This is a genomic window from Pseudoalteromonas sp. GB43 (assembly GCF_054923805.1).
Genome location: NZ_JBPCHJ010000001.1, coordinates 2,450,159 through 2,475,698, shown reverse-complemented (window position 1 = coordinate 2,475,698; position 25,540 = coordinate 2,450,159). Strand labels below are relative to the sequence as shown.

Sequence of the window (25,540 nt, the reverse complement as noted above, 5' to 3'; positions counted from 1 at the left end):
TCGTTATGATCACGCTTGAAAATGTGCTTTTTAAATGGCACGCAAAACAACCTGAGCCGACAATCAATATTACTAAGCTAGATATTGATCAAGGCGAACATGTTTTTCTTCACGGTCCGAGTGGTTGTGGTAAATCAACGTTATTATCCCTGCTTGCTGGTGTCACAGTGCCAACACAAGGCAATATCCAGCTTCTTGGTAAAGCGATTAACCAACTGAGTAATAGTAAACGTGACCGTTTTCGTGCCGACCATATTGGCTATATTTTTCAAAACTTTAATTTACTGCCCTATTTATCGCCCATTGAAAACGTGACTTTGGGTTGCCAATTTTCAAAGCAAAGGCAAAAAAACGCATTAAAAAATAGTGCAACAATAGCCGCTGAGGCAAGCCGCCTACTCACTGCTTTAGGATTAAACGACGCTTTGCAACATCAAGCCGTTGCACAGCTGAGTATAGGTCAGCAACAAAGAGTTGCCGCAGCGCGAGCTTTTATCGGCAGCCCTGAAATTATCATTGCAGATGAACCTACCTCAGCACTCGACACGCAAAATCGCCAAGCCTTCGTAAAATTATTATTTGAACAGGCAAACGCAGCAAATAGCACGCTAATTTTTGTTAGCCATGATGAAACATTACAAACGCTATTTACCCGCAGTATCAGCCTTGTTGAGTTACAAGGAGGCACAGATGCTACTCATTAAACTCGCCTCAAAAAGTTTATTAAACCGAAAGGCCAGCGCCCTTCTCACCCTGTTTACCATTGCTATCAGCGTAATGCTACTCATGTCGATTGAGCGGGTTCGTGTCGATGCTAAAAGTAGCTTTAGCAATACAATTTCTGGTACTGATTTAATTGTCGGTGCGCGTACCGGTGATATCCAACTACTGCTGTCTTCGGTATTTCGGATTGGTCATGCTAATAATGGTGTGAGTTGGAAAAGCTACCAATACATCTCTGAGCAGCGCGGTGTAAAATGGGCTATCCCTATGTCGCTTGGCGACAGCCATAAAGGTTTAGCTGTACTTGGTACAAATAAAGACTATTTTGAGCACTATCGCTTTGCTAAAAAGCAGCCATTAAGCTTTTCACAAGGTCATGAGTTTAATCATTTATTTGAGGTTGTACTAGGGGCTGAGGTTGCCAATACCCTTGGCTATCAACTTGGTGATGAAGTGGTGATTGCACACGGCATGGGCAATACCAGTTTTCATAATCATGACGATAACCCATTTAAAGTGGTCGGTATTTTAAATCCAACGGGCACGCCTGTTGATAAAACCCTGCATATTCCACTTGCAGCAATTGAAGCGATTCATGGTGGTCATGCTCATCAGCATGAAGCCGCTCAGGCTGATGCAAATGACCACGACCATGACCATGACCATGACCATGACCATGACCATGACCAGCATGATGATGTTGATTTAGTTGGCACACCAAAACAAATAACCGCTTTTTTACTTGGTTTTGATTCACCACTTTATACCTTACAAGTGCGTCGTAATATTAACCAATACAAAGATGAGGCACTGCTTGCCATCATGCCGGGTGTTACTTTGCGTGAACTATGGGAAATGCTCTCTATCGTTGAAAAAATCTTGCTGTTATTTTCTATTGTTGTGGTATTGATCAGTTTGCTTGGCATGTTAACTAGCCTGCTTTCAAGCTTAAATCAACGCCGCAGAGAACTTGCAATTTTGCGCTCTGTTGGCGCAAGACCTTGGCATATTTTCACCTTGATCAGTGTCGAATCATTACTCATTACAGGGCTTGGCTGCATTGTTGGTATCGCATTATTCTATGCTTTAATGCTACTCGGCGCAGATTACTTGCAAAGCCATGCCGGAATAAGCCTAAATATAGCCTTATTGTCATCCTATGAACTCATGCTTTTAGCTGCGATAATGGTTGCAGGCTTTATTGTTGGGTTAATTCCCGCAACTCGCGCGTATTTCTACTCTCTTGCTGATGGTATGAGTATTAAAATTTAAGGAATGTTATGCCGTTTTTTCGAAAATTCGTCGCTTTAGTCGCATTAGTTGTGTGTGCTAGCGCTAATGCTGGCGCACCAAAAGAAATCTTCTGGGAAGATTTAATTCCAAAAGGTCATGTGCAAATCGATACCCAAGCGCAAGCAAACCATGAAGGATCTGAGCAAAACTGGGTGCAACCAGACCTTGATGCACCTGTGGTAAAAGAGCTTAATGACCAATCTGTGAGTATTCCTGGCTTTGTTGTACCACTAGAAGGCGATAGCGAAGTGATCACCGAGTTTTTATTGGTTCCTTATTTTGGTGCATGTATTCACGTGCCACCACCGCCACCAAATCAAATTGTGCATGTCACGATTAAAGATGGCGTGCCAATCGAAAGCCTCTACGATGCGATTGTCGTGACTGGCGTTATCAGCACCGAAACCTGGTCTGGTGAAATTGCTCAAGTCGGCTACAAGATGAAAGCCGTTGGTGTAGCACCATTTGAACTGTAATGAAAAAGCACGCCTTGGCGTGCTTCTTCAATGTTATTTTTGACAATTAGAGCAGTACACAGTGCTTCTTTGTCCTAACCTAATTTCTTTTAATGGCTCTTTACAATTGACACATGGCTCACCTTTGCGACCATAAACCAGTAATTGCTGGGCAAAATAACCAGGCTTACCATCACTTTGAGCAAAATCTTTTAATGTTGTGCCGCCTTGCGTGATAGCCGCAGCAAGTGTTTCTTTAATAATAGGCACTAATTGCTGATAACGCTTTAAAGACACCTTGCCGGCTTCTCGTTTCGGGTGAATTCCGGCCTTAAATAACGACTCATTGGCATAGATATTACCCACACCAACTACCACCGCGTTATCCATAATAAACTGTTTTATCGGTACTTTTTTATTTCTAGACTGTTCGTAAACACGCTTTGCAGCGAACTCATCGGTAAGTGGCTCCGGCCCGAGTTTGGTTAACAAGGTATGACATTCGCCTGGCGCTTGCCACAAACAGGCACCAAAGCGACGCGCGTCGTTGAGTCTTAGCGCTTTACCTGAGGCTAAAATAAATTCGATATGGTCGTGCTTTTTTAATGGCTCATCAGCACTCACAACTCGTAAGTTGCCCGACATTCCTAAGTGCAAAATAACACTACCCAGCTCACAACCGAGTAATAAATATTTTGCTCTACGCTCTACTGAGGTAACTTTAAGTCCTTGTAATTGATATACATCATCAGGCACAGGCCAACGCATACTGGCGTTATGAATATTTACTTTGGTCACTGTTTGGTTAAGCACATGCGGCGTTATTCCCAAACGGCTAACTTCAACTTCTGGTAATTCAGGCATCTGTGACTCTCTTAAAACGGGTATAACGGAAATAACTTAGCAGCATCAGCTTGTTCAAGCTCAAATACTCGTTGTAACCGCTTATCTAATAAATAGTATTGCTGATCTATGTTGTACAACTGATACACCGCTGGCAACTGCTCCCCAGCTAGCCACACGGAGGCAACATAATCAGCCGATGTCTGTGAAATTTTACTAACAGGGAGACTGGCAATAGTCAGTTTTTGATGTTGCCAAAGTTCAACGAGTTGTTCGAGCTGCTGCTCATCGCCTTGCCATGTGGTTTCTTGCAGTGATTGGCTACGCCAAGAGGTGCCGATACGCTCGATTTTTAATTCTGGAAATGCCATTGCTAAAATAAAGCTTTGCTCTGGGAGTAACGCTTGCACTCCTTCTTCAACAGGCTGTGTATTGAGCTTTTTATGTAAATCATTGAAGAAAAAAATCATCAATAGCATCGAAATAATCACCACATTATTCCATGCTTTTCGGCTCAAACGCATCAGTATCTTCCTCAGTTTTCAATATCTTAAAGTGTAACCAAAAAGGACATTAATTGGCAGTTGTAATTGATCAACAAAATTTCATGTCTGTTATGTATCAATCTGTCGATACTTTGCTAAAATATCCGCCAAATTTAAAGGAGTTCCGTCAATGTCAATGTATGTAGTGGGTCATAAGATCCCTGATTCAGATTCAATTTGCGGTGCAATTGCGCTTGCTTACTTAAAAAACCAGATCAATGAACCTGCGATCCCGACGCGTTTAGGTGAAGTATCACCTGAAACACAATTTATCCTAGATAAATTCGGTTTCGAAGCACCTGAGCTAAAACTTAGCTACGCAGGCGAAGACGTTTATATCGTTGACCACACAGAAAAAACACAAGCACCTGATGACATCGATGAAGCACGCGTTGTAGGTGTTGTTGATCACCACAAACTAGGCGACTTAACATCATCAACACCACTTGAGTGTTGGATCCGCCCTGTGGGTTGTTCAAACACTATCATCAAAATGATGTATGACTTCTACAACGTAGAGATTCCAAAAGATATCGCAGGCATCATGTTATGCGCTATCTTAAGCGACACTGTAATCTTTAAATCACCAACGTGTACAACAGCTGATATCAAATGTGTTGAAGCACTTGCTGAAATCGCTGGCATCGAAGATTTCAAAGAACTTGGCATGGAAATGTTCAAGGTTAAATCAGCAGTTGAAGGCACGCCTGCACGTGATTTAGTAATGCGTGATTTCAAAGACTTCAACATGAACGGTAAGCTAGTAGGTATTGGCGCAGCTAGAAGTTATCGACCTTGCTGTATTTGATGAGATCAAAGCAGATCTTGAAGCTGACATCGCAAAGCTTAAAGAAGAAGGCGGTCGCCACTCAGTATTACTCCTGTTAACTGATATCATGAAAGAAGGCTCTGAAATGCTAATTGCGTCTGATGACGTATCAGTAATCGAAGCTGCCTATGATGTTAAATCAGAAGACGGTCGCGTATGGTTAGATGGCGTATTAAGCCGTAAGAAGCAAGTAGTACCACCACTACAAGACGCTTTTGCAAAAATCTAATCAGAACTGTTAGATACAAAAAAGCCGATGTTACATCGGCTTTTTTTGTGTCTGAAATTTTCGCGGTAGTTAGATTTGCGTTGCATTACGCTGACGTAACACTTCAAATAAACAAATACCGGTCGCAACTGACACATTTAAACTAGATACCGAACCAGCCATTGGGATTTTAACTAATAAATCACAATGCTCACGTGTAAGACGGCGCATACCATCCCCTTCAGCACCCATAACAACAGCCATTGGCCCTGTTAGATTTGCATCAAATAACTCTGTATCTGTTTCACCGGCAGTGCCGACAACCCAAACGCCAGCATCTTTAATTTCACGTAGCGTACGCGCAAGATTGGTGACTTGTACCAATGGCACTGTTTCTGCTGCACCGCATGCGACTTTACGCGCTGTGCCGTTGAGTTTTGCAGACTTATCTTTAGGAACGATAATCGCGTGCACGCCCGCAGCATCTGCACTACGTAAACAGGCACCTAAGTTATGCGGATCTGTTATGCCATCAAGCACCAGTAAGAAAGGCGTTTCTTCACGGGCAATGATCTCATCTAGATCTTTTTCGTTATACATGCGCGCCGCTTTTACATTAGCGATAATGCCTTGGTGCTGCTCACCATTTGCTTTATTATCAAGCGCTTTACGCTGCATAAATTGTACAGAAATACCGAATTTACGTGCTTGGTCAATAACCGGGTTTAAGCGTTTATCTTCACGTCCTTTTAAAGCGTATATTTCTAAAAAGCGCTCAGGCTCTTTTGCTAATATTGCTTCAACTGAGTGAAAACCAAAAATTAATTCATTACTCACGTATTATTTGCTCCTGGTCATTACGTTTACGGGCATTCTTACCCGGTCTTTTTGCCTTTTTGGTGGCTTTTTTCTTACTCTTCTTTTTGCCAGCTTTTACAGCATCAGCTTGTTTACTATTAGGCTTTTTACGCCCTTTAGAAGGTGAAGACTTGCCACGTTTTTCATTCTCTTTGTCGCCTGATTTTGCCTCAAAGCTGCCTGACTGCGCTTTTTTACCAGGAATTTTACCTGCTTTGAGCTGGGCACGAACACTTGGTTTAGCAGGAGCACTACGGCCACGACGACGCGCATAACGGTCTTGTTGCGCTTCACCTGCTAACACTAAGTTTATGCGTCGCTCATCAAGACTGACAGATGACACCTGAACCGTTAATTTATCGCCTAAACGATAAACGGTGTGCGTTTTTTCACCAATCAAGCAATGCTTAGCACCATCGTAATGGAAGTACTCATTGCCTAGGTTAGTTACATGGATCATACCGTCGATTTGTAAATCATCTAAGCGTACAAATAGACCAAAGTTAGTTACCGATGAGATCACCCCACCAAATTCGTCACCAACATGGTCTTGCATAAATTCACATTTAAGCCAATCTGCGACTTCACGAGTCGCATCATCAGCACGGCGTTCAGTGGTTGAGCACTGCTCACCTAAAATATCAACTTCGTCATCAGTGTAGGCATACTCACCCGATGTTTGCTGACCTTGCGCTTTAAGTACAGCTTTAATTGCACGGTGCACCACTAAATCAGGATAACGACGAATAGGCGACGTAAAGTGGGCATACGCCGGTAAAGCTAAACCAAAGTGGCCAATGTTATCTGGCTGATACACCGCTTGCTTCATTGAACGAAGCAACATGGTTTGAATAAGCTCAGCTTCTGGGCGGTCGCCTAATTTAGTTAACACGTGAGTGATTTCTTTTGGTGTTGGCTCATCAGAAATCGCGGTTTCGATACCCAGCTCTGATAAAAAGTTTCTGAAGAAACCAAGCTTTTCAGCATCAGGCTCATCATGCACACGATAAAGCGCACTTGCCTCGTGCTTTTCTAATAGTCGGGCTGCCGATACGTTCGCTAAAATCATGCACTCTTCGATAAGTTTGTGTGCATCATTACGAACCACTGGCACGATTGATTCAATCTTACGATGTGCATTAAACACAAAACGCGTTTCTAAGGTTTCAAACTCAATCGCACCACGCTCTTGGCGAGCAGCTTTGAGTGCCATATACATTTGCTGTAAGTCAGTTAAATGTGGCACCATCTCGGCATACTCTTCACGCAGCTTTTCATCGCCTTGTAAAATCGCATTCACTTTCGTGTAAGTAAAACGAGCGTGTGAATTCATCACCGCTTCGTAAAATTTATACCCAGACAACTTACCTGCTTCTGATACTGTCATCTCAGCAACCATACACAAGCGGTCAACTTTCGGGTTTAATGAGCATAGGCCATTCGATAACACTTTTGGCAGCATCGGAATAACTTGCTCAGGGAAGTACACTGAGTTACCACGCTCGATCGCTTCTTTATTCAGAGGCGTGTTCATTCCTACATAGTGCGACACATCGGCAATGGTCACCCATAAACGCCAACCACCTGAAGGCTTGCGCTCACAATAAACGGCATCATCAAAGTCACGGGCATCTTCACCGTCAATGGTCACCAGCGGTAAGTCACGTAAATCAACACGACCTTGCTTTGCTTGTTCATCAACAAACTCACCTAAATGAGCAACTTGCTTTTCAACCGCTTCTGGCCACACATGAGGAATATCGTGATTGCGTAGTGCAACTTCAATTTCCATACCCGGTGCTAAGTGCTCACCTAGTACCTCAGTGACTTTACCTACCGCATTCATATGTCGGCTAGGGTTTTGGGTAATTTGCACCTGCACCATTTGGTTGTGGCGCGCGCCATTTTCACTACCCGGTAGTATCATAATGTCTTGCGTTATGCGTGGGTCTTCAGCCACAACAACTGCAATACCATGCTCAACAAAATAGCGGCCAACAATCGGTGCACGTTCATTGGTTAATACCTTAATGATACGTGCTTCGCATTTGCCGCTAGCGCCTTTGCGATTGCCTTTAGCAAGCACAATGTCACCGTGCAACACCATATTCATTTGGTGCTTGGCGATAAACCAATCTTTACTCTCACCTTCAACTTCTAAAAAGCCGAATCCGTCACGATGACCAATGACCTTACCTTTAACCAAGCCAGATTCATCAATCAATGCGTAGCATTTAAACTTATTGAAATACAGTTGACCATCGCGCTCCATAGCACGTAAACGACGTTTGAACGCAATTTGACGCTCTGTATCATTCACATGTAATTCATCACAAAGTTGTGTGAAGTTTGCTGGTTTGGCACGAGATTCTAAGTGAGTAAGTATAAACTCACGGCTAGGGACGGGGTTTTCGTACTTTTCTTGTTCTCGACTGAGATTTGGATCCTGTTTTGACATTCACTATCTTGTTAGTTGGTTATGTTGTTATTTTAACCCATAACCTAACAATGAGACAGGCAAAAGCTATGAAACTTTTAAGAAATTAATTAAACCTGTTTTCGCACTCAAATTGCTCAATAATTTAATAGCAAAATTAAGGACCTTATAACCACCCTTTTTGTCTTGCTATGCGAGCAGCATCTACTCGGTTTACCGCATTTAGTTTACTCATTGCTTCTGAAAGATAATTTCTAACCGTCCCTTCTGATAAAAACAATGCTTTTGCAATATCTTGAGTTTTTAAGCCATCAGCGGCTAATTTTAATGCTTTGCGTTCTTTATTAGTCAATGGATCAGTGTCAGATAATGCAAGTAAAGCAAGTTCGGGATCAATGACTCTTCGGCCTTGATTGACTGATTTTATTGCATTAATTAAATGCTCTGATGGCGCTTCCTTTAAAATAAAGGCGCGAACATCTGCTTTCATAGCACGTTTTATGTAACCTGCTTTTGAAAATGTAGTTATTATCATGGTTTTAATATCAGAATGACGCTTACTCAGTATTTCTACCAATTCGATGCCTGACATATTGGGCATTTCAATATCTGATAACACCATATCAATCTTATTTTGTTCAATAAATTTAAGTGCAGCTTTGCCATCCTCTGCTTGCCCAACGACATTAATAAATGGATCAAGTCCAACAAGCGCACTAATTGCTTCCCTAACCATTTGCTGATCTTCAACAATCAGTAAATTAATCATGATAAATTCGCTCGAAAATTCATAGTCAGGTTAAACCCTTTTTTATTTTCCACAATAAGCTCTCCGCCAAGTGCTTCAGTACGCTGCTTAATGCCATTAATGCCATTGCCACTTTTAAATGTGGTTACTATACCGTTATCCTTAATTGATATTAGTTCCTTACTAATATCAATTAAAACTTCATTCCCTTTACTATGCCTTAAAATATTAGTGCAAGCCTCAGTAACAATAAGCGATACGGTTTTTTGTGTTGCTGTCGATAAGTTTGTTAATTCATTGTTTACTATTACATTAAAGCCATTTTGTGTTAGCTCTTCTTGCAAAAACTCTAACTGTTTAGTGAGGTTAAACTGTTTCATATTTGTTACTGCTTTACGAATATCACTGAGTAAATCTCGGCTAATGGCCGCCACTTGCTTTATTTCACTCTGTGCTTGCTCAACGTTATCATTAACAATTAACTTTTCGGCTAGTTCTGCTTTTAGAGCAATCGACGATAGACTGTGGCCAGCTAAATCATGAAGATCTCGTGCAATGCGTTCACGTTCAGCAATCATTGCCAACTGTTCTATTTGATATTGACTTTTTTGTTCACTTAACTGATGTATTCGTTCACGCCTCTCAGCACGCCCCATAAAATAAAGTGCAATGCTAATAATGAGTGCTGGCGCAATAAAGTATGGATTATTCAAATCAAATAAATACACCGCGAGAAAAATACTCAAAGCAACAGCAACTAGCCCTAAAACGCCTTTTTTTTGTCTAAAGTTGAACCCAAAAAAATAGCAAGCAAAGCCAAATAAAGTTTGTGTTCCAAGAGTTAAATATGTACCAAAAGTTGCGATAATAACAATTATAGACACTGGAATGAGCGCATCTTCACCTTTTGCGTTAGCAGCTTTAACATAGTAAAAAATAAAAGTTATATATATCATAACTATAATAAAAATATCTAAAGCTGCGAATTGCTCAAAACTTAGAATCAACGGTAAAAAATAAAAACTTGAAAAAACAAGTGGCCCCCAGACCCAGTAAGGCTTTTTTTCAATTGCTAAGCTTTGTCTAAAACTATCACTTTTCATTTATGCTCAATCCCATTTTTTGGCTTTTTTAAATCTTATCTAAACTTGGGCAGCATATGGCTGCCCACGATTAGTTACTGCTTATTGTTATTTATCAAAATTTTAGGCCATGTATAGTTTGGTGCAAGGTCAAGTGATGTTTGCCAATCTTGCACTGCTTTTTGCACATCATTTAGTGCTAAATATGTTAACCCACGCCAGACATATGCTTCCGCCTGCCCCCATTTATAACCATCATTATTATCATTTTGATAGTGAATAAGAGACGCATTCAATGAGCTTAGCGCTTGCTGTTTACTTCCACCAAACATGCTAGGTGTGTTTAAAGCAATTATGCCTTTAACTAGATGAGCACGAGGATTACTTTTGTCAATTTGCACCGCATTATTTAACGCATTGTTCGATTTAATGCCGTAGTAAAAACCTGTAATAGGTTTAATCGAAATACGATAACCATACACTTGAGCAAGCAATGCGTTTGCCTCACTTTTATCTGCGTCAAGTTTATCGTCTAAAAGCGCTGCTTGTGCAATATCAAGTAAGGCAAGCGCTTTTTCAGTTTCACCCATGATATTATGTGCAATAGCAAGGCGATAATTCACAAGCGCTGCATCATACCCTGCTGCATTTTTTGCTATTTCGGTAAGTTCTGACAAGTTATGCTGTTGAGATGCAAGTTCAATACTATCTATAGTACTTTGTTCAGCAAATACGTAATTTGTGTTAAATGTAATTGCCGCAGCGAATAACGCGTAAATATTTTTAGTAATTAGATTCATAGCTATACCCTTTATATTAATGAATGACAAACCGACATGTATCGGTACAGGTATAGTGTTACTTAAAAAAGAATGAGTTTTTAACGACATTTGTAAGCAATACATCATGACAATTGTCATAAAAAAGCTATGAAATTTTTAAGAAATTGATTAATTCTGCCAAAAATGAAGCGTTGATATTCTTTGCAGCAAACACTCTGTGTTAATATTTTCGGAAAATAACAACAAGCTAACATAATTATATGGATATTAACTTAACCCATTACCTCGCAACGATGGCCTATAACAGCGCCTACATTGGTCTATTCATTGCGATTATAGCCGTTGCAAAACTGTCGTATAACTTAGCAACCCCTTATAACACCACCAGCCAATTAACCGACAATGCCAACAGTGCTTTAGGTTTATCTATTGGTGGCTATTTAGGGGCAATTACCATTATTTATGGCTTTGTTTTAGCTGGGCCTAGTCAAGGTTTGCTAAGCGATTTGATGAATGTATCACTGTACAGTGTATTAGGTATGGTGCTGCTAACCTGCTCACGTATTTTGAATGACAAGTTACTGCTGCGTTTGTTCTGTAACCAAGAGCAATTAATTAACCAACAAAATGAGGCTGTGGGCTTAGTACAAGCAGCAAACTATATGGCCGCAGCACTGATCATTGGTGGCGCATTAACCGGTGAAGGCAGCTGGTTATCGGCCATAGTGTTTTATTTTTTAGGGCAACTAATGCTGATCATTTTTGCCAAAGGCTATGATCACCTCACTGCTTTTAATCTTCACGAACAGCTCGAAAAAGGTAACAAAGCCGTAGCGCTTAGCTTTTCTGGCACCATGTTGGCGCTAGCTATTATCTTGTGTCATGCGCTCATTGGTGGCTTTCATAGCTGGCAACAAAGCTTAAGCTTATTCTTTATTGACGCATTATTTGGCTTTTTAATTTTACCAATTGTGCGTTATCTCGTTGATAAAATTATCTTTAGTAAAATTTCACTCGACCAAGCAATGCACGACAAAAACACCGCCGTTGCGGTTATTGAAAGCAGCATTGCAATCTGTGTTGCTGTTATCATCACTATCGCTATTTAAGCTTATTTATGGAGTAATGGATGAACATCTATAAGCTTTTTATTATTGCCGCTATCACATTTGTTGTTTGCTTAGTGATACGTGCAGATCTACAAGCGCCACTTATTAGTGGCCAATATGGCAACTTTAAAGACTACGACGGACAAGACAAACCTTACCTATTTACAGTGCCAGAAGATGGCCAAATGATGCGCTTAGAAATTAAAGGCAGACTGCCTTTAAACTCATGGAAAGCCATTGATATCGAAATTTTTGACCCTGATGGTAACTACTTATTTAGTTACTCTGATGAACTTTGGGCAGAAACCGGACACGATTCAGATGGTAAATGGACTGAGTACCGTGATTATACTCATCACGATGTCCACTTCCCTAAGAAGGGGCAATATAGCGCCTACGTCAGTAGTACGTTTGGCCCAAATAAGCGTGCCGAACATTTTAGTTATACGTTTCGTATTATCCCAATCAAAGGTAACAGTAATTTCATGTTACCGCTGTTATGGATTTCTGGCTTCATCGGCGGTGTAGCGCTATTTGTAATGCTGCATCGTTTAGAAGCTGAGCGTGAAGGCTCCGATATTACTTATAAACCAATCAATAAGTTAAACCCTGAGGCTATAAAAGCAATGGAATCGCGCATCTCTGTTTGGCCTATTGTGTTACTGTTTTTAGCACCCGTGCTCTTCTTTTCCTTCTTGGCATATAGCAAAGGTGACAAAGAGCAAGATTGGCAAGTTTACTCCTATCACCACCTCACGATAAGCGTTGATAAACAATTGCGTGAGCAAAGTATTGGCAGTGCAGGTTTCCGTTCACGAGGCGGCCCAGGTGGTAAATAAATCAATTCGCGAAAGCCACATTTTACTGTTTAGCATTTTTGTTGCAACGTTTGCTCTATTATTTATGAGCTGCTGATCGCAACTACCGGTGCCTACTTTTTGGGTGATAGCATCACCCAATTTTCCCTGACGATTGGCGTCTATATGGCGGCAATGGGGGTTGGCTCTTATTTTTCGCGTTTTGTGCCTGATAAGCCATTGCTGGTGTATTTTATTGGCTTTGAGTTAGCGCTTGCGCTACTTGGTGGTTTGAGTGTGCCCTTGCTGTATTTCTGTTATGCGTTTGGTTTACCGCTGCAAGCAATTAGTATTTTACTCACCACGCTAATAGGGATTTTGATTGGTTTAGAAATTCCGCTGTTAAGTCGCCTAATGGAAAAACATTATGCGCTAAAAGCAAACCTCGCCAATGTGTTATCTATTGACTACTTTGGCGCCCTACTTGCGACTTTACTGTTTCCTTTTCTATTTTTACCTTGGCTTGGGGTTTTTAAAACAGCGTTAAGTTTTGGCTTAATGAATCTAAGTATTGCGCTGTTATTGCTGTGGTACTTTATCGACCATATCAGCCCAAATCGTCGAAAAGTGCTTAGGCTCACTTTAGTTTTAGTCAGCTCAGTATTAGTGCTTTGTTTATTTGCGAGTAAACAGCTCACCCATCTTTGGCAAAGCCAAATCTACGATGATCGTGTTGTACATTCAGAGCAAACGCCCTATCAGCAAATTGTACTCACTCGTCATAAAGATGATATTCGGCTTTATTTAAACGGTGGCTTACAGTTTTCATCGATTGATGAGTATCGCTATCACGAAGCGCTTATTCATCCCGCTATGGTGCGCCATGGTAATGCAAAACGTATTCTAATTTTAGGTGGTGGTGATGGCTTGGCAGCCAGAGAGCTTTTGAAATACCCGCAAATTGAGTCTGTTACTCTAGTCGATTTAGACCCTGCAGTAGCTAGGCTTGCGCAAACTAATCACAACCTCACAACACTTAATCAACACTCACTGAGTGATCCTAAAGCGACAATTATTCATCAAGATGCCTATGTATTTGTTGAGCAAAGCGAACAACTGTTCGATATTATTTTTATTGATTTACCCGATCCAAAAGCAATCAATCTTGCACGGCTCTACAGTCAGCAGTTTTATCAACTAGTAAAAACACGACTGCCAAATAACGGAATTGTGGTCACCCAAGCCACCAGTCCATTTTTTGCAAAACAGGCATTTTGGTCTATCAACAACACGCTCAGTGCAGCAGGCTTTGCTCATACTTTGCCTTACCATTTGAATGTGCCCTCTTTTGGCGAATGGGGATTTGTTATGGCTTGCAACTTGATGTGTAGTAACCAACAAGTATTGCCAATTAAAACCCGCTTTTACCGCCCAGAAAATGACGCACAATTGTTTATTTTTACGCCGGATATTAGCGCTAACAATGAAAAAGTATCGACGCTTGATGAGCCGAATGTACTGCACTATTACTTGCAGGGGTGGAAATATTGGAACTAAACGAATGGATTAGCCCATTTGGGGAGTTTACAAAGTAAAGGATTACCGTTACAAAGAGAGTTAATAACAACAATAACAAGGTTTGTAATGCAGGCGCACAAACAGAGCCTAATATACTTACATATTGCAGTACTCCTATTTGGGGGGACTGCATTATTCGCTAAACTAGTCAGCCTAAGTGCATTAGATATTACCGTTTACCGAACAGCAATTGCTGGCTGTGCCTTACTGATCTTACTTACAATTCAACACAAAGCGATTAAGCTTCACTCGCGTCGTGACTACCTTATAGCCTTGTTACTTGGCGTCACTGTTGGAATACATTGGCTCACCTACTTCGCAGGTATGCAACTAGCAGGTATTGCAGTCGGTATGATTGCCTTTTTTACTTACCCTGTTATCACGGTATTTTTAGAGCCTTTATTTCATGGAAGTAAACCACAGCTCAAAGATATTTTTAGCGCCTTGGTGGTGATGCTTGGTATTTATTTACTTATTCCTGATGCCAGCTTAGGCAATGATGTCACCCTCGGTATTGCTATTGGTATTTTGTCTGCGTTCTTTTTTGCGTTTCGAAATATCGTTCATAAGCGTTACTTTAGCCAATATAGCGTCCACAAACCATGCTTTACCAAACTTGGATCGCCTGCATTATGCTGTGTGCCTTTGTCGAGGTACCGCCATTACAAGTTGATACAATAAATTGGCTGCTATTAATTACTGTAGGGGTTATTTTTACAGCAGCACCGCATTCACTGTTTGCAGCAAGCCTAAAAAACTTATCAGCTTCAACCGCTGGTTTGATATCCTGTTTGCAGCCTTTATACGGTACGTTTTTCGCTTTTTTAATTTTGCATGAGCAACCTTCAATTAGCACTCTTATTGGTGGCGCACTAGTTATTAGCGCCGCTTTTTATGAAACATGGTCAGTGACTCGTAGGTATAAGCAATGATGAAAGTATTCGCTCACAGAGGTGCCAGTGGTACCTACCCAGAAAATACTCAAAGCGCCATTATCGCCGCTGTTGATTTAGCAGTAGATGGCATCGAAATTGATGTGCAAAGCTGCCTTGATGATTACATGATTATTCACGACACTTGGCTTGATCGTACAACTTCAGGTCGCGGTAAAGTAAACGCCTGCTCAAAAGAGCAAATTCAACAATACGATGCAGGCAATGGCGAATGCGTGCCCACTTTACAACAGGCAATCGATTGGGTTGGTAATAAAACTTTACTTAATTTAGAGCTTAAACATACTTTTTCGTTAGACAAGTTTGTAGAGCTTATTGAGTCAAATGTCAGTGCAGGGAAAATATCTCGGGATAACCTGTTAGTCTCTTCATTTGATCACCACCAACTGATGTGGCTAAAGCAAAAACTGCCGTGGGTAAAGATTGGTGCACTTACCGCTTCTATCCCAATTAATTACAGCGAGTTTGCGCAAAAACTGCATGCCTATAGCATTCATGTAGATAAAAACTTTATAAACCATGAGTTTGTTGCTGACGCAAAACAACGCGGCCTTCAAGTTTATGCTTACACGGTCGATAAAGTGGAAGATATCGAATTAATGCTAGAGTATGGCGTAGATGGTATTTTTACTAATTTTCCGTGCCATGCACAAATGACACTGCAGTCACTGTAACTCAACAAAACTAAGCTATACTGTTGAATTATGTGACATTGAATAATAAAAAATTACGCCAAAATGAATCAACACAACACCTTAATGAGTAGCTATATGCGCATTTATAATTTTATCGAACAAACATTCTTTTACACTCTTACACGTAAGATTGTCGGTAATTTAGGTTTTGTGTTTGCGTTTCAAGCTACTACTTTAATCTGGCTTTATAGCAGCCTGTCAGAGCAACAAGTTGGCATGGGACTATTTTGGTTAATGACCTTTGTTATCATCGCGAGCTTTATTTTTACTATTTTCTACATGCGCTTTTTAATTGTGCGCCCAGTGCAAGCAATGCGCGATACACTTGAGCAAATCAACCGTCATGATGCAGATTTATCTGCCAAGTTACCGCATTTTACCTACGATGAATTTCGTGATTTAAGTGAGCAGTACAATACCTTTACAGTTCATTTAGCAAATCTATTAGCCACCACATACCAAAGTGCACAAGCCAGTGCAGATAGTAGTTCAAAGATGACTCATTCAATGCAGCAAACCGCAGAAATGAGCCACCAGCAAATCAAGTTTAGCCAAACCATTACTGATTCGAGTAACCAAATAACTTCAAGCCTTGAGAATATCTCAGCGAACACTGATAGCGTGCACCATGTTAATAGTGAGCACTTAAACTTTGTAAAACACTCAGCCACTGAGTTATCAGCATTAGTTAAAAAGGTCGCGATGATTAGCCAAATTTTGGGTAACTTCTCAGCAACTGTGTCTGGCCTAAAAGAAAACAGCGAGAACATTCGCGCCATTTTAAAAATGGTAGAAGAGTTTTCTGACCAAACCAATTTACTTGCACTGAATGCTGCAATTGAAGCGGCACGTGCAGGTGAAGCTGGCCGAGGCTTTGCCGTGGTTGCCGATGAAGTTAGATCACTATCGGTTAAAGTAAACGACGCAACCCGCCAAATAACCGATTTTATTAATCAAATGAATAGTCTGGTTAGCGAAACCAATAAAGAATCTGAGCAACTAATTAACCACTCGAGTGAAGCTGAAACAGCGATTAGCAATACCTCTACAGGCTTTAGTAATATGCTTAGCGAATTTGAGCAAAACCAACAACAACTACAGCAGATTGTTAGTGCGGTGCATTTACTAGAGCAAACTCAAACCCACACTCATCAAACTGTTGAGCAAATAGTTGCTCTGGGTGAACAAGCAAAACAGCAGATTGATGAATCACTCGCTGACTGCCAACAATCACACAAACTGAGCCAACAAACCCAAGAGCAATTAAAACGCTTTGTGTAATCGGCTTTTAACTGCTGCTCTGAGTCAAACTATGTTAAAGTAGCCGCTTCTTGGCTACTTTTTTATTGACCGTGACAACACCCGCTATTGATTATGAACAACTCGCACTGCAAATAAAGCAATGGGGTAAAGACCTTGGCTTTGCAGAAGTCGGGATCACTGATATTGACCTAACGAAACATGAAGCTCAACTGCAGCGCTGGTTAGATTTAGGCTATCACGGTGAAATGGAATACATGGCAGCCCATGGAATGAAGCGAGCGCGCCCCGCAGAGCTGGTACCTGGCACGCAGCGAGTCATCTCAGTAAAAATGAACTACCTACCGCCTGATGCAAGCTTTGCTAAGAACCTCAAACAAACAGATAAAGCGTACATCAGTCGCTATGCATTAGGTCGTGACTATCATAAATTAATTCGCAACCGCCTAAAAAAATTAGGCCAACAAATAGAGCAGCATATAGGCCAGCTAGGTTTTCGTCCTTTTGTTGACTCAGCCCCCGTGCTTGAAAGACAACTAGCCGAAAAAGCAGGCTTAGGCTGGCGTGGTAAAAACAGTTTGCTAATCAATAAAGAAGCGGGCTCTTGGTTTTTCTTAGGTGAGCTGTTTGTTGATATCCCCCTGCCTATTGATGAAGAAAATAGCTTTGAGGGCTGTGGTAAATGCGTTGCCTGTATGACACTGTGTCCAACTGGTGCGATTGTCGAGCCTTATGTAGTCGATGCCCGTAAATGTATCTCTTACCTTACTATTGAATTGCAAGGCGCTATTCCTGAAGAGTATCGCCCACTGTTAGGTAATCGCGTTTATGGCTGTGATGACTGCCAATTAGTTTGCCCGTGGAATCGCTATGGTCAGTTAACCGATGAAGCTGACTTTCATCCAAGAAAACAACTTAAAGATCAAGACTTACTGACCTTATTTGCTTGGGATGAGGCAACCTTTCTTAAAAATACTGAAGGCAGCCCTATACGCCGCATTGGTCACGAGCGCTGGTTAAGGAACCTCGCTGTCGGATTAGGTAACGCTGATTACAATGAGCAGATAATTGAGGCTTTAGTGCAAAGATTAACAACCGCTAGCGCTTTGGTCGCTGAGCATATTGAATGGGCGCTTGATCAGCAAAAAAATAAGCGCCAGTTAAAGCTTCGTAAAACTGCGCGCTTAATTCGCATTGTTGAAAAAGGCCTACCCAGAGATGCTTGATAGCTTAAATCAAGACAATTTGAGCCAGCGCCACTAATTAGTGGCACTGACATATTTTGCACAGTCCGCCGTTAGCAAGTGCTCAGTTCTGCTGGGGTTGACTGCGCACTAAAAGCTTTTTTTGTTCAGCAATAAACAGGAAATGGGTTAGGCGCGACCCTATTTTTCTCATTCATTACGATAAATGATAAGTGCATCAAGCTCTTTTCTTAGCTTCCTCAACATAGGGTCTGAATTCTCTTCATCTAAAACAACTCCTTTTTTACCGTCGATGTCGAAATACTGGCAGAACTCCTGATTCTCTGTAACCGGACTACTAATTTTATGGCTTGTACTTCTTATCACATTATTCCGTATCCGATCGTATTCAGCCTTTGTGATAGAGGTCGTCTTTTTCGCTAGTTTACTTCCTGCACTAACAATAACGTATTCACCATTAACCTCTCCAATGAACAGATATGATTCAAATACCCAACCAGAAAAGTTATTCTGATAGTGGAAAACATACTCTTTTGATTTTGCTGTTAATGATTTATCCAACTTAACAATCAATGGAACCTTGCTTTCTTTTGGGGTACATGTAAGGTTCGTCGTTAAGATAGCAACATTAGGCTTGATGTTAACGTTTTTTTAGCGTAATGGAATTTCATATGTTTTCCCTGGTCTCCTGTAAGTATTTCGCTGGTAGCCATATTTTAACTCTTTCCGAATACGATTTGTGAATCTGACGGCGTATGTCTCTCGCGCAGGCAGCCCCTCAACTGGTTTACCGAGATTCATAGCCTTGCCACCTGACAATCTATCCCAGACATGATGTAATTCATGAGCAAACACCATCCCAGGGTTTGCTCGTATTTCTTGCTTACCCAGGGTAGTCCCGATGAATTGAGGCCATTTTGAACTATATGACAAAAACACATCAAACCCTTCTATATCATCGCCTATCCCTACGCGGATACTTTCAGTTATTAGTAAGGAGCCTTTTGTTCGAGCGATTCCCCTTAGCATCATCTTGCCAGTTGTGAGCTCACCCAGTGCCGAGAACATACCTGCAACCTCAGCTTTGAATTCGTCAGAACCTTCTATGGAGTAATTGAGTGTGTACCCTTTGCCTTTGTAACTAGCTTCTGTGTAATCTCCATCCTTCTTCACCTCACCCTTGGAGGAAGGTGTGCTGCCTCCGAATCCACTATTTTCTACATTGGTACTATTATTACCTTTTGCAGTTGTCGATGGTGAACCAATATCTGCGGTTTCTACTGATGACGATTGAGCAGAACTTTGCTGCTGCGCTCCATTACTTGAGTTAGAAGAACTAGATGTATTTCCACTTCGCTGATTTTGTTTTCTGAATTGATCTTTCAATTGGCTTATCCCAACAGCTAAGTGGACCACCACAATCAGGACGAATGCCTGACACGTCAATGGACTCATACCCTGTCGGGTCAGTACCGCTGAGCGGATTATTCATTATGTACGAATAAGGGTTAATACTCTGGCTATTCGTTGGGCTTTGAATAACGGGGTCTACAGACATAAAACGCCCAAGGTTATAATCGTACACCCGACCGTTCATATGAATTAATCGGCCTAACTTGACGCATTGTTTTAAAGAGCTTTTATAACTTTGAGAGTACAGCAATAAGGTAAAGTGTTAAATCACTTTTATGGGGCTAGAAATAACAAAGGCTCCAACAAGGGAGCCTTCGCCAAGTATAACTTGGAGCCAGAACATCATTACCGGACTCAGCCTCGACCTAAAATTAGGTTATGTGGTGTCATACTAAACAGTATGTCTGCTACACCATACCCGCATGATTGCCATTAGTGATAACTATGTCAACCATTACAGCATCATTTCATATTGGCGTAACTTTGAAACAAGTGTGGGCAACTTTTGCTTTTGTAGAGAGTTTAAATACTCATCTACTGACATTGGTGGATTTTTCAATGAGCGCCTTTGTCTTTGTGCAGCCAACAATGCTCGGCTTGGATCCAATTCAAACATGTCAGACAAAAACACATCTGGATGTATAGCTGACAGCCCAAGTGGTGCTAGTTTTTCATCTGGAAAGTCTTTTAAGTTAAATGTCACAATCCCTTCAGCTTGCCCTTTAATTGCAGCGGCAACAACATGGCGATCATCTTGATCGGGTAATTCGATTCCAGCTATAAATGGCTCATAACCTTCAACAACACAATCAGGCACATGGCGATTCATTAACTCCCGTGTGCGTTGTAATTTCTCTTCAGAGATGTATGGTTGCTTTTTTAACAAATTTCGCGTCCATTCGTCGTGAATTTGCTCTGTCCATTTCGCCCGATACAAACCTGTTTGCGCCAAATACAGTAAATAACTTCGAAGTGGCGCTGGATACATCACACATGCATCCAGAATTACGGTGTAAGTTGTCATTTAATATCCTAAATTCAACTCCTGATCGAGTGCTGATAATTCATCAAGAGTCGCAAGTCGCTGTTCATCAAGCTGACGTTTGTATTGCATCACATCAACAAACGCGACCTTTCTACGATTGCCAGTTCTTGCATAAGGCAAGTCACCAGAATCAAGTAGTTTGATAAACGTGGGTCGTGACATATTTAGCATATCCGCCGCTTCTTGCGTGGTTAACTCAGCATGTATCGGTGTGATATTAACACTGTTCCCTTAACCAAGTTGAGTCAGCACTTCAATCATTAATTTAACGGCACTAGCAGGTAATTGAACAGAGTGAGTTTCACCATCTTTACCTACCACACTAAAATTTTGTACATCACCATTCGCTTCCAGCACGGCTGAAAGTTCTTGGCTGCTTAATTTAGCCAAGGCGATTTCTTCGGCACTTGGCAATGACTGTACGTTCAACATTACTTTGGTCTCATTTGTCTGTTTGTCATTGTAAATAATTGAGCTTTATTATGTGCAAACCTAATCAGTGAGATTGATTAAAATTTAGCACAACGTAATTATCCGAAATATTCGCAAACATGTCAACTTTCGAAATATTCGAAAACCTGTCCTTGGGTCATAACTCATCGCTGTGCCGCAGGGTGAGTGTTGTTATACACTTCTTGCAATTTGACCAAGCTCATATGCACATACACTTGTGTGGTTGATAAATCGGCGTGACCTAATTTAATAAAATTTAATTTGAAAAATAGCAGTAAAATAAAGCAAGTACTTCGAGCTCTTAAAGGTAAAAATCAACGTTGTGTTATGCTTAACTTTCAGAGCCCGTTTTTGAGAAACCACCTGTAGAAATGATCTGTTCAGTGTTTAATCTTTTAACTGAGCAACCTCGAAATAAGTAGTGCTACTGCTTTAATAATTGCGATAAATCATTTTCAATCTCTTTGAATGCCGCTTTTACTCCCTGAACTGACTCTTCACGTGCAACAGAGTTTTGGATGGTTTCGTCGACCTTTTGATAGATAAAAACCTCTTGGTCCTCATCTAAGCCCATGGTTGGTATACGTCGTTCTAAGTCTTCTTGAAGCTGCTTAAATACAGCCTCGTTATTTACACGATTTTCATTTAGAAGTTCGATGAGTCCCGAAAACTTGCTGTGAACTTTACCTACAGCATCATTAAGTTGTTGCTGTTGTCTGAGCAATTCTTTTTTTGTGATGATCGCTTTAAGCTGCTGTTCTGTAACACTGACTAAAAAGCAAATATGATCCCGAATTCGGCCATGCTTATCAGGGTCTTGGTCTGGCATATTTAAGATTAGTAAGCTGATCATTTCGTAATTGACTAAAATTCGATTCGAAAATTCATGGAGTCGGCCTTTATTTTTGAGCATTTCAAATAACTCAATAACGATTGGCGAACACATGCCCGAAATTGAAAAGTGCTCAATGCCAGACTCTAAGCGAAACTCAACATTGCTTTGTAAATCAAATGAGCTTAGACAGTTAAGCAGAGCTTTACCCAGCTCTTGCTCATCTTCAATAGCACCTATATGCTCGATATAGTTGACTATTTGCCCCATTTCACTGCTGTTCGCCATGGCATTAAATGCTGTTGAAGTCGCATCTTCAACTTGTTGCTCTAGCGATTCTTTTTCTATCAATACTTGATGTAAGTGCTGCAGTTTAAGCTTTAATTCTTCATGCCCGAATGGTTTAACTATATAGTCCTCAGCTCCGACTGAATAGCCTTCCATACGCTCTTCAACCGTTCCTCTTGCTGAAACAAACATAACGATGATTTTCTCGGTATTTGGATTCTCTTTTAGTTTTCGACAAACATCATAACCACTCATTTGTGGCATACTCACATCAAGCAGAATAACCTGAGGATCAAACTCTTCAACTACTGCCAAACACTCTGGACCGCTACTGACCATTTTCAGTTCAAAGTCGAGCTCTTCAAGAATCTCTTCAATTATTTCTAAGTTAAATGGTTCATCATCGACGGCTAAAATTCTCTTTAAACGCCATGTCTAACACTTCCGTTTTATTAATTTAACTTTACAGATCTATCTTCACTCGCTAAGTGTTGAGGTAGATCTATCCTCAATGGAAGCTTTACTAAAATAGTTGCACCTCCATATTCATTATTTCTTGCCGTAATCGTTCCTTGATGTAAGGCTACAAATTCACGACAAATAGCTAAACCAAGTCCTGTACCTCCAGCACCACTATTGGTTTTACTACTTTGCTCAAACTTCGCAAAAATTTTCTCAAGTTCAGACTCTGGAATTCCTATACCACGATCTATTACTGATATTTCAGCCATTTCATTATTCATAGCTAGCTGAATATCTATCTCACTGGCTGGCTCACTAAATTTAAGTGCATTACCAAGCAAGTTGCGCATTATTTGGTTTATCTGCTCTTCGTCACAATCGAGCAAAATACTTTTCTCAAAGCCAATTAAACGAATAGCAATATTTCTCTCAAGAGCAGTCCCTGAGACATCATCAATACTGGTTTTTATAATACTGCTAAGGTTATGTTTTTGCGGATTAAAGGGAAATTTACCAACATCCAGTTTTGAAAGAATCAAGCAAATTATTAAGCAGTGACAATAAGCGCTCACCACTTTGTTCTATACGCGATAAATACTTATTTAACTTGTCTTTACTCAGATCATTGTTGGCAACTTTATCAAGTCCAAAACGAGCAAAACTTAAGATTGAATGCATTGGCGTTCTGAGTTCATGAGACATATTCGCTAAAAATTCAGACTTACTTAAGTTTGCAGCTTCAGCCACATCTTTTGCGTGCTCTAGTTGAGCTGTTCGCGCTTTTACCTCTTCTTCAAGCAAATCTTTTGCTTCAAGTAGCAAATCTTCCTTTTCTTTTAAGTGTGTAACGTTTTTAAAGATCCCCGCTAACGCAATCTCGCCGTGATGATCTATTTCATTAAACGATCCCACTAATGGAATATCATTGCCATCTTTTTTAAGCATTCTTAGATCACAGCTAAATTGGCGGTTTTTACTTAGCGTCGTAATTTTTTCTTTAATACGTGTTATTGAAGGCGCATCAAAAAAATCAAATACCGAACAGCTTTCAAATTCATGGTGCTGTTTATCAAATAATTGTTCACAGGCATCGTTAGTTTCGATTACCTTTCCGCATCGTTCAAATAAAATAATAGCGTCGGGAGTATGCTTAAAAATAACTCTTAATAAACTGTCCTTTTCTATAAGCGCATCAACGGTACTCTGAAGTCTTTCAACAAGTTCTGAATTATGACGTTTGAGAAGCTCTGTTTGCCATAGTTTATGAACTGATTGCAATAAACCATTATCATCAATCGGTTTGATCAAAACATCTTCAACACCCTGACGAATGGCAGCAACCATGGAAACTTGATCAGGCTTTGAGGTATACAATAAACAACGACTTTCAGGCTGCAACGACTTCAGCTTTATAAACAATTCAAGCCCTGTTCCATCTTCAAAAGTAAAATCACTAATCAATAAATCAATTGCATGCTCATGAATTAACTCCATTGCAAAGCTCATGTTATCAGCGGTGATGGTTTTGATATGCGCGCCCTTTAAGTTTTGCGCTATTTTTTGTAACCGGTCGGGACAATGATCAACGAGCAATACAGTAGGAAGTTTGAGAATATTGTCGCTGTCTAATTCTAATATTCCCTCTAGAAGCGTGCTTATCTCTTTATTTGCGAAAAAAGGATATATAACAACGGCGTTAGGTAAGAGACGGTTAATTTCACTAAAATGTTCAAGTAAGTCACTGCGTTGTGCTTTCGGTGCGAGTAATAAGAAATGCTCTTGAGAAAAGTCATTCATTAGTTCTTCAATGATACTTGTTGGCACCCCATGTGAAGCAGCAACGAGAATCATATTGCTGTTTTAGAACGGTATCATCTATCATTGAAAAGTGTAATAGCTCAACTTCGCAACCGATAAGCTCGAGTAGAACTTTTACACGCATCGCAAGTACACTATTACTATCAACTATTAATATTTTTCGCACCGTAAATAAGACTCACTATAAAAACTGACCTTTTTAGCGTAGTCTAAAAATCTTTTACCGCACAATTTACACCGTATTTTTTTACTAGTTTTTTAAGAAGGTTAAGGTTGCAAGTGCTTACCCAAAATTGTCAAGCCATAAGCTTTATCATCCATAATTGCAATTTCTGGAAGCTCTCCCCAAACCTTGTATTCAAAGCGATTAAACAGTTTTATACTGGGTAGGTTGTGGCTGAATATAAAAGCTAATAACACCTTGATATCAAGTGTTTTTGCATGCTGTTCTGAAAATATAAGCAGTTGCTTTCCTAGCCCTTGCCCTTGAGCCTGCTGGGTGATGTAAATACTAATCTCAACCGTGCCATCGTAAGCTGGGCGACCATAAAAAGACTTATAACTTAACCAAGCAATTACTTTACCTTGTTGCTCAAAAACAAAGATAGGTCTTTTTTCTGTATGGCTATCAAACCAAGCTTGTTTATCTGCCACCGACACCTCTTCGGTATCTGCGGTAACCATACGCCCAGGGATGGTCTCGTTATAAATCGCGACTATATCAGTTAAATCGTTTTGTGTTGCTTTGCGAATCGTCATAAATAGCTGAAATTAAATGATCACTTTGCTGCATATTAGCGTATATTCATCACAAATAACTAGCGGGAAA

Annotated in this window: 24 protein-coding genes and 3 pseudogenes; 11 read left to right on the top strand and 16 right to left on the bottom strand. The window is 40.5% G+C overall.

Going from position 1 to position 25,540, the window contains the following annotated elements; all coding sequences use genetic code 11:
- Positions 1–5 precede the first annotated feature (5 nt).
- From ACRWSG_RS11785 to ACRWSG_RS11775, 3 genes are read left to right on the top strand one after another with little or no spacing between them, the layout of a single operon-like run.
- Positions 6–704 (top strand): ABC transporter ATP-binding protein, encoded by a 699-nt coding sequence (locus tag ACRWSG_RS11785; RefSeq protein WP_138598859.1) that lies wholly within the window; start codon positions 6–8, stop codon positions 702–704.
- Positions 691–1,995: an ABC transporter permease gene (locus ACRWSG_RS11780; RefSeq protein ID WP_462166357.1), complete on the top strand. Its 1,305-nt coding sequence runs from the start codon at positions 691–693 to the stop codon at positions 1,993–1,995. Before ACRWSG_RS11785 ends, ACRWSG_RS11780 begins: the two co-directional genes overlap by 14 nt.
- A gap of 8 nt (positions 1,996–2,003) precedes the next feature.
- Positions 2,004–2,492 carry a DUF3299 domain-containing protein gene (locus ACRWSG_RS11775; RefSeq protein WP_462166355.1) on the top strand — a complete coding sequence of 163 codons (489 nt, stop codon included), beginning with the start codon at positions 2,004–2,006 and terminating at the stop codon, positions 2,490–2,492.
- A gap of 33 nt (positions 2,493–2,525) precedes the next feature.
- Here the strand turns inward: ACRWSG_RS11775 and mutM are convergent, their stop codons facing one another.
- Entirely contained in the window at positions 2,526–3,335 is an 810-nt protein-coding gene (mutM, locus tag ACRWSG_RS11770; RefSeq protein WP_166338802.1) for a bifunctional DNA-formamidopyrimidine glycosylase/DNA-(apurinic or apyrimidinic site) lyase, read from the bottom strand.
- Between the two features lie 11 nt (positions 3,336–3,346).
- Positions 3,347–3,838: a hypothetical protein gene (locus ACRWSG_RS11765; protein ID WP_462166354.1), complete on the bottom strand. Its 492-nt coding sequence runs from the start codon at positions 3,836–3,838 to the stop codon at positions 3,347–3,349.
- Positions 3,839–3,989: 151 nt separating this feature from the next.
- Here ACRWSG_RS11765 and ACRWSG_RS11760 point away from each other — a divergent pair.
- Positions 3,990–4,917, top strand: a pseudogene (locus ACRWSG_RS11760) (manganese-dependent inorganic pyrophosphatase).
- 69 nt (positions 4,918–4,986) lie between these two features.
- Here ACRWSG_RS11760 and rlmB read toward each other — a convergent pair.
- The 5 genes from rlmB to ACRWSG_RS11735 form a co-directional block, all read right to left on the bottom strand.
- Complete coding sequence (gene rlmB, locus ACRWSG_RS11755; protein WP_054561023.1) at positions 4,987–5,733, bottom strand: 23S rRNA (guanosine(2251)-2'-O)-methyltransferase RlmB; 747 nt, start codon at positions 5,731–5,733, stop codon at positions 4,987–4,989.
- Positions 5,726–8,212, bottom strand: a complete 2,487-nt coding sequence (rnr, locus tag ACRWSG_RS11750) for a ribonuclease R (RefSeq protein ID WP_462166351.1) — start codon at positions 8,210–8,212, stop codon at positions 5,726–5,728. Before rnr ends, rlmB begins: the two co-directional genes overlap by 8 nt.
- A gap of 145 nt (positions 8,213–8,357) precedes the next feature.
- Positions 8,358–8,960 carry a response regulator transcription factor gene (locus ACRWSG_RS11745; RefSeq protein WP_462166350.1) on the bottom strand — a complete coding sequence of 201 codons (603 nt, stop codon included), beginning with the start codon at positions 8,958–8,960 and terminating at the stop codon, positions 8,358–8,360.
- Entirely contained in the window at positions 8,957–10,042 is a 1,086-nt protein-coding gene (locus tag ACRWSG_RS11740; RefSeq protein ID WP_209327299.1) for a sensor histidine kinase, read from the bottom strand. The genes ACRWSG_RS11745 and ACRWSG_RS11740 overlap by 4 nt, the downstream gene beginning before the upstream one ends.
- A gap of 74 nt (positions 10,043–10,116) precedes the next feature.
- Positions 10,117–10,821, bottom strand: a complete 705-nt coding sequence (locus tag ACRWSG_RS11735; protein WP_462166349.1) for a tetratricopeptide repeat protein — start codon at positions 10,819–10,821, stop codon at positions 10,117–10,119.
- A gap of 242 nt (positions 10,822–11,063) precedes the next feature.
- Between ACRWSG_RS11735 and ACRWSG_RS11730 the strand changes: the two genes are divergently transcribed.
- The 7 genes and pseudogenes from ACRWSG_RS11730 (at position 11,064) to queG (ending at position 18,421) form a co-directional block, all read left to right on the top strand.
- Positions 11,064–11,912 carry a DUF350 domain-containing protein gene (locus ACRWSG_RS11730; RefSeq protein ID WP_228290552.1) on the top strand — a complete coding sequence of 283 codons (849 nt, stop codon included), beginning with the start codon at positions 11,064–11,066 and terminating at the stop codon, positions 11,910–11,912.
- 20 nt (positions 11,913–11,932) lie between these two features.
- Entirely contained in the window at positions 11,933–12,751 is an 819-nt protein-coding gene (locus ACRWSG_RS11725; protein ID WP_054561029.1) for a hypothetical protein, read from the top strand.
- Positions 12,752–12,808: 57 nt separating this feature from the next.
- Complete coding sequence (locus ACRWSG_RS11720) at positions 12,809–14,266, top strand: polyamine aminopropyltransferase (RefSeq protein ID WP_462166936.1); 1,458 nt, start codon at positions 12,809–12,811, stop codon at positions 14,264–14,266.
- An 87-nt stretch (positions 14,267–14,353) separates the two neighbouring features.
- Positions 14,354–15,219 (top strand): annotated as a pseudogene (locus tag ACRWSG_RS11715) (DMT family transporter).
- Positions 15,216–15,914, top strand: a complete 699-nt coding sequence (locus ACRWSG_RS11710) for a glycerophosphodiester phosphodiesterase (protein ID WP_235377194.1) — start codon at positions 15,216–15,218, stop codon at positions 15,912–15,914. The pseudogene ACRWSG_RS11715 and the gene ACRWSG_RS11710 overlap by 4 nt, the downstream one beginning before the upstream one ends.
- 84 nt (positions 15,915–15,998) lie before the next feature.
- On the top strand, positions 15,999–17,216 hold the full coding sequence (locus tag ACRWSG_RS11705; RefSeq protein ID WP_199530295.1) for a methyl-accepting chemotaxis protein: 1,218 nt from the start codon (positions 15,999–16,001) through the stop codon (positions 17,214–17,216).
- A gap of 71 nt (positions 17,217–17,287) precedes the next feature.
- Positions 17,288–18,421, top strand: coding sequence for a tRNA epoxyqueuosine(34) reductase QueG (queG, locus tag ACRWSG_RS11700; RefSeq protein ID WP_235377232.1), 1,134 nt, complete (start codon positions 17,288–17,290; stop codon positions 18,419–18,421).
- 168 nt (positions 18,422–18,589) lie between these two features.
- On the opposite strand, the gene ACRWSG_RS11695 is transcribed toward queG, so the two are convergent.
- From ACRWSG_RS11695 to ACRWSG_RS11655, 9 genes and pseudogenes are all read right to left on the bottom strand, one after another.
- Positions 18,590–18,766, bottom strand: coding sequence for a hypothetical protein (locus tag ACRWSG_RS11695; protein WP_235377195.1), 177 nt, complete (start codon positions 18,764–18,766; stop codon positions 18,590–18,592).
- Between the two features lie 285 nt (positions 18,767–19,051).
- On the bottom strand, positions 19,052–19,786 hold the full coding sequence (locus tag ACRWSG_RS11690) for a M91 family zinc metallopeptidase (protein WP_462166346.1): 735 nt from the start codon (positions 19,784–19,786) through the stop codon (positions 19,052–19,054).
- Positions 19,737–19,997, bottom strand: a complete 261-nt coding sequence (locus tag ACRWSG_RS11685) for an RHS repeat domain-containing protein (protein ID WP_462166345.1) — start codon at positions 19,995–19,997, stop codon at positions 19,737–19,739. Before ACRWSG_RS11685 ends, ACRWSG_RS11690 begins: the two co-directional genes overlap by 50 nt.
- Positions 19,998–20,267: 270 nt before the next feature.
- Positions 20,268–20,837 (bottom strand): PIN domain-containing protein, encoded by a 570-nt coding sequence (locus ACRWSG_RS11680; RefSeq protein WP_235377197.1) that lies wholly within the window; start codon positions 20,835–20,837, stop codon positions 20,268–20,270.
- Positions 20,838–21,065 (bottom strand): helix-turn-helix domain-containing protein, encoded by a 228-nt coding sequence (locus tag ACRWSG_RS11675; RefSeq protein ID WP_462166935.1) that lies wholly within the window; start codon positions 21,063–21,065, stop codon positions 20,838–20,840.
- 24 nt (positions 21,066–21,089) lie between these two features.
- Positions 21,090–21,290, bottom strand: a complete 201-nt coding sequence (locus ACRWSG_RS11670) for a hypothetical protein (protein ID WP_462166344.1) — start codon at positions 21,288–21,290, stop codon at positions 21,090–21,092.
- Between the two features lie 445 nt (positions 21,291–21,735).
- On the bottom strand, positions 21,736–22,848 hold the full coding sequence (locus tag ACRWSG_RS11665) for a response regulator (RefSeq protein WP_462166934.1): 1,113 nt from the start codon (positions 22,846–22,848) through the stop codon (positions 21,736–21,738).
- Between the two features lie 35 nt (positions 22,849–22,883).
- A pseudogene (locus tag ACRWSG_RS11660) lies at positions 22,884–24,835 on the bottom strand (sensor histidine kinase).
- Between the two features lie 143 nt (positions 24,836–24,978).
- Positions 24,979–25,470 carry a GNAT family N-acetyltransferase gene (locus tag ACRWSG_RS11655; RefSeq protein WP_235377199.1) on the bottom strand — a complete coding sequence of 164 codons (492 nt, stop codon included), beginning with the start codon at positions 25,468–25,470 and terminating at the stop codon, positions 24,979–24,981.
- Positions 25,471–25,540 lie beyond the last annotated feature (70 nt).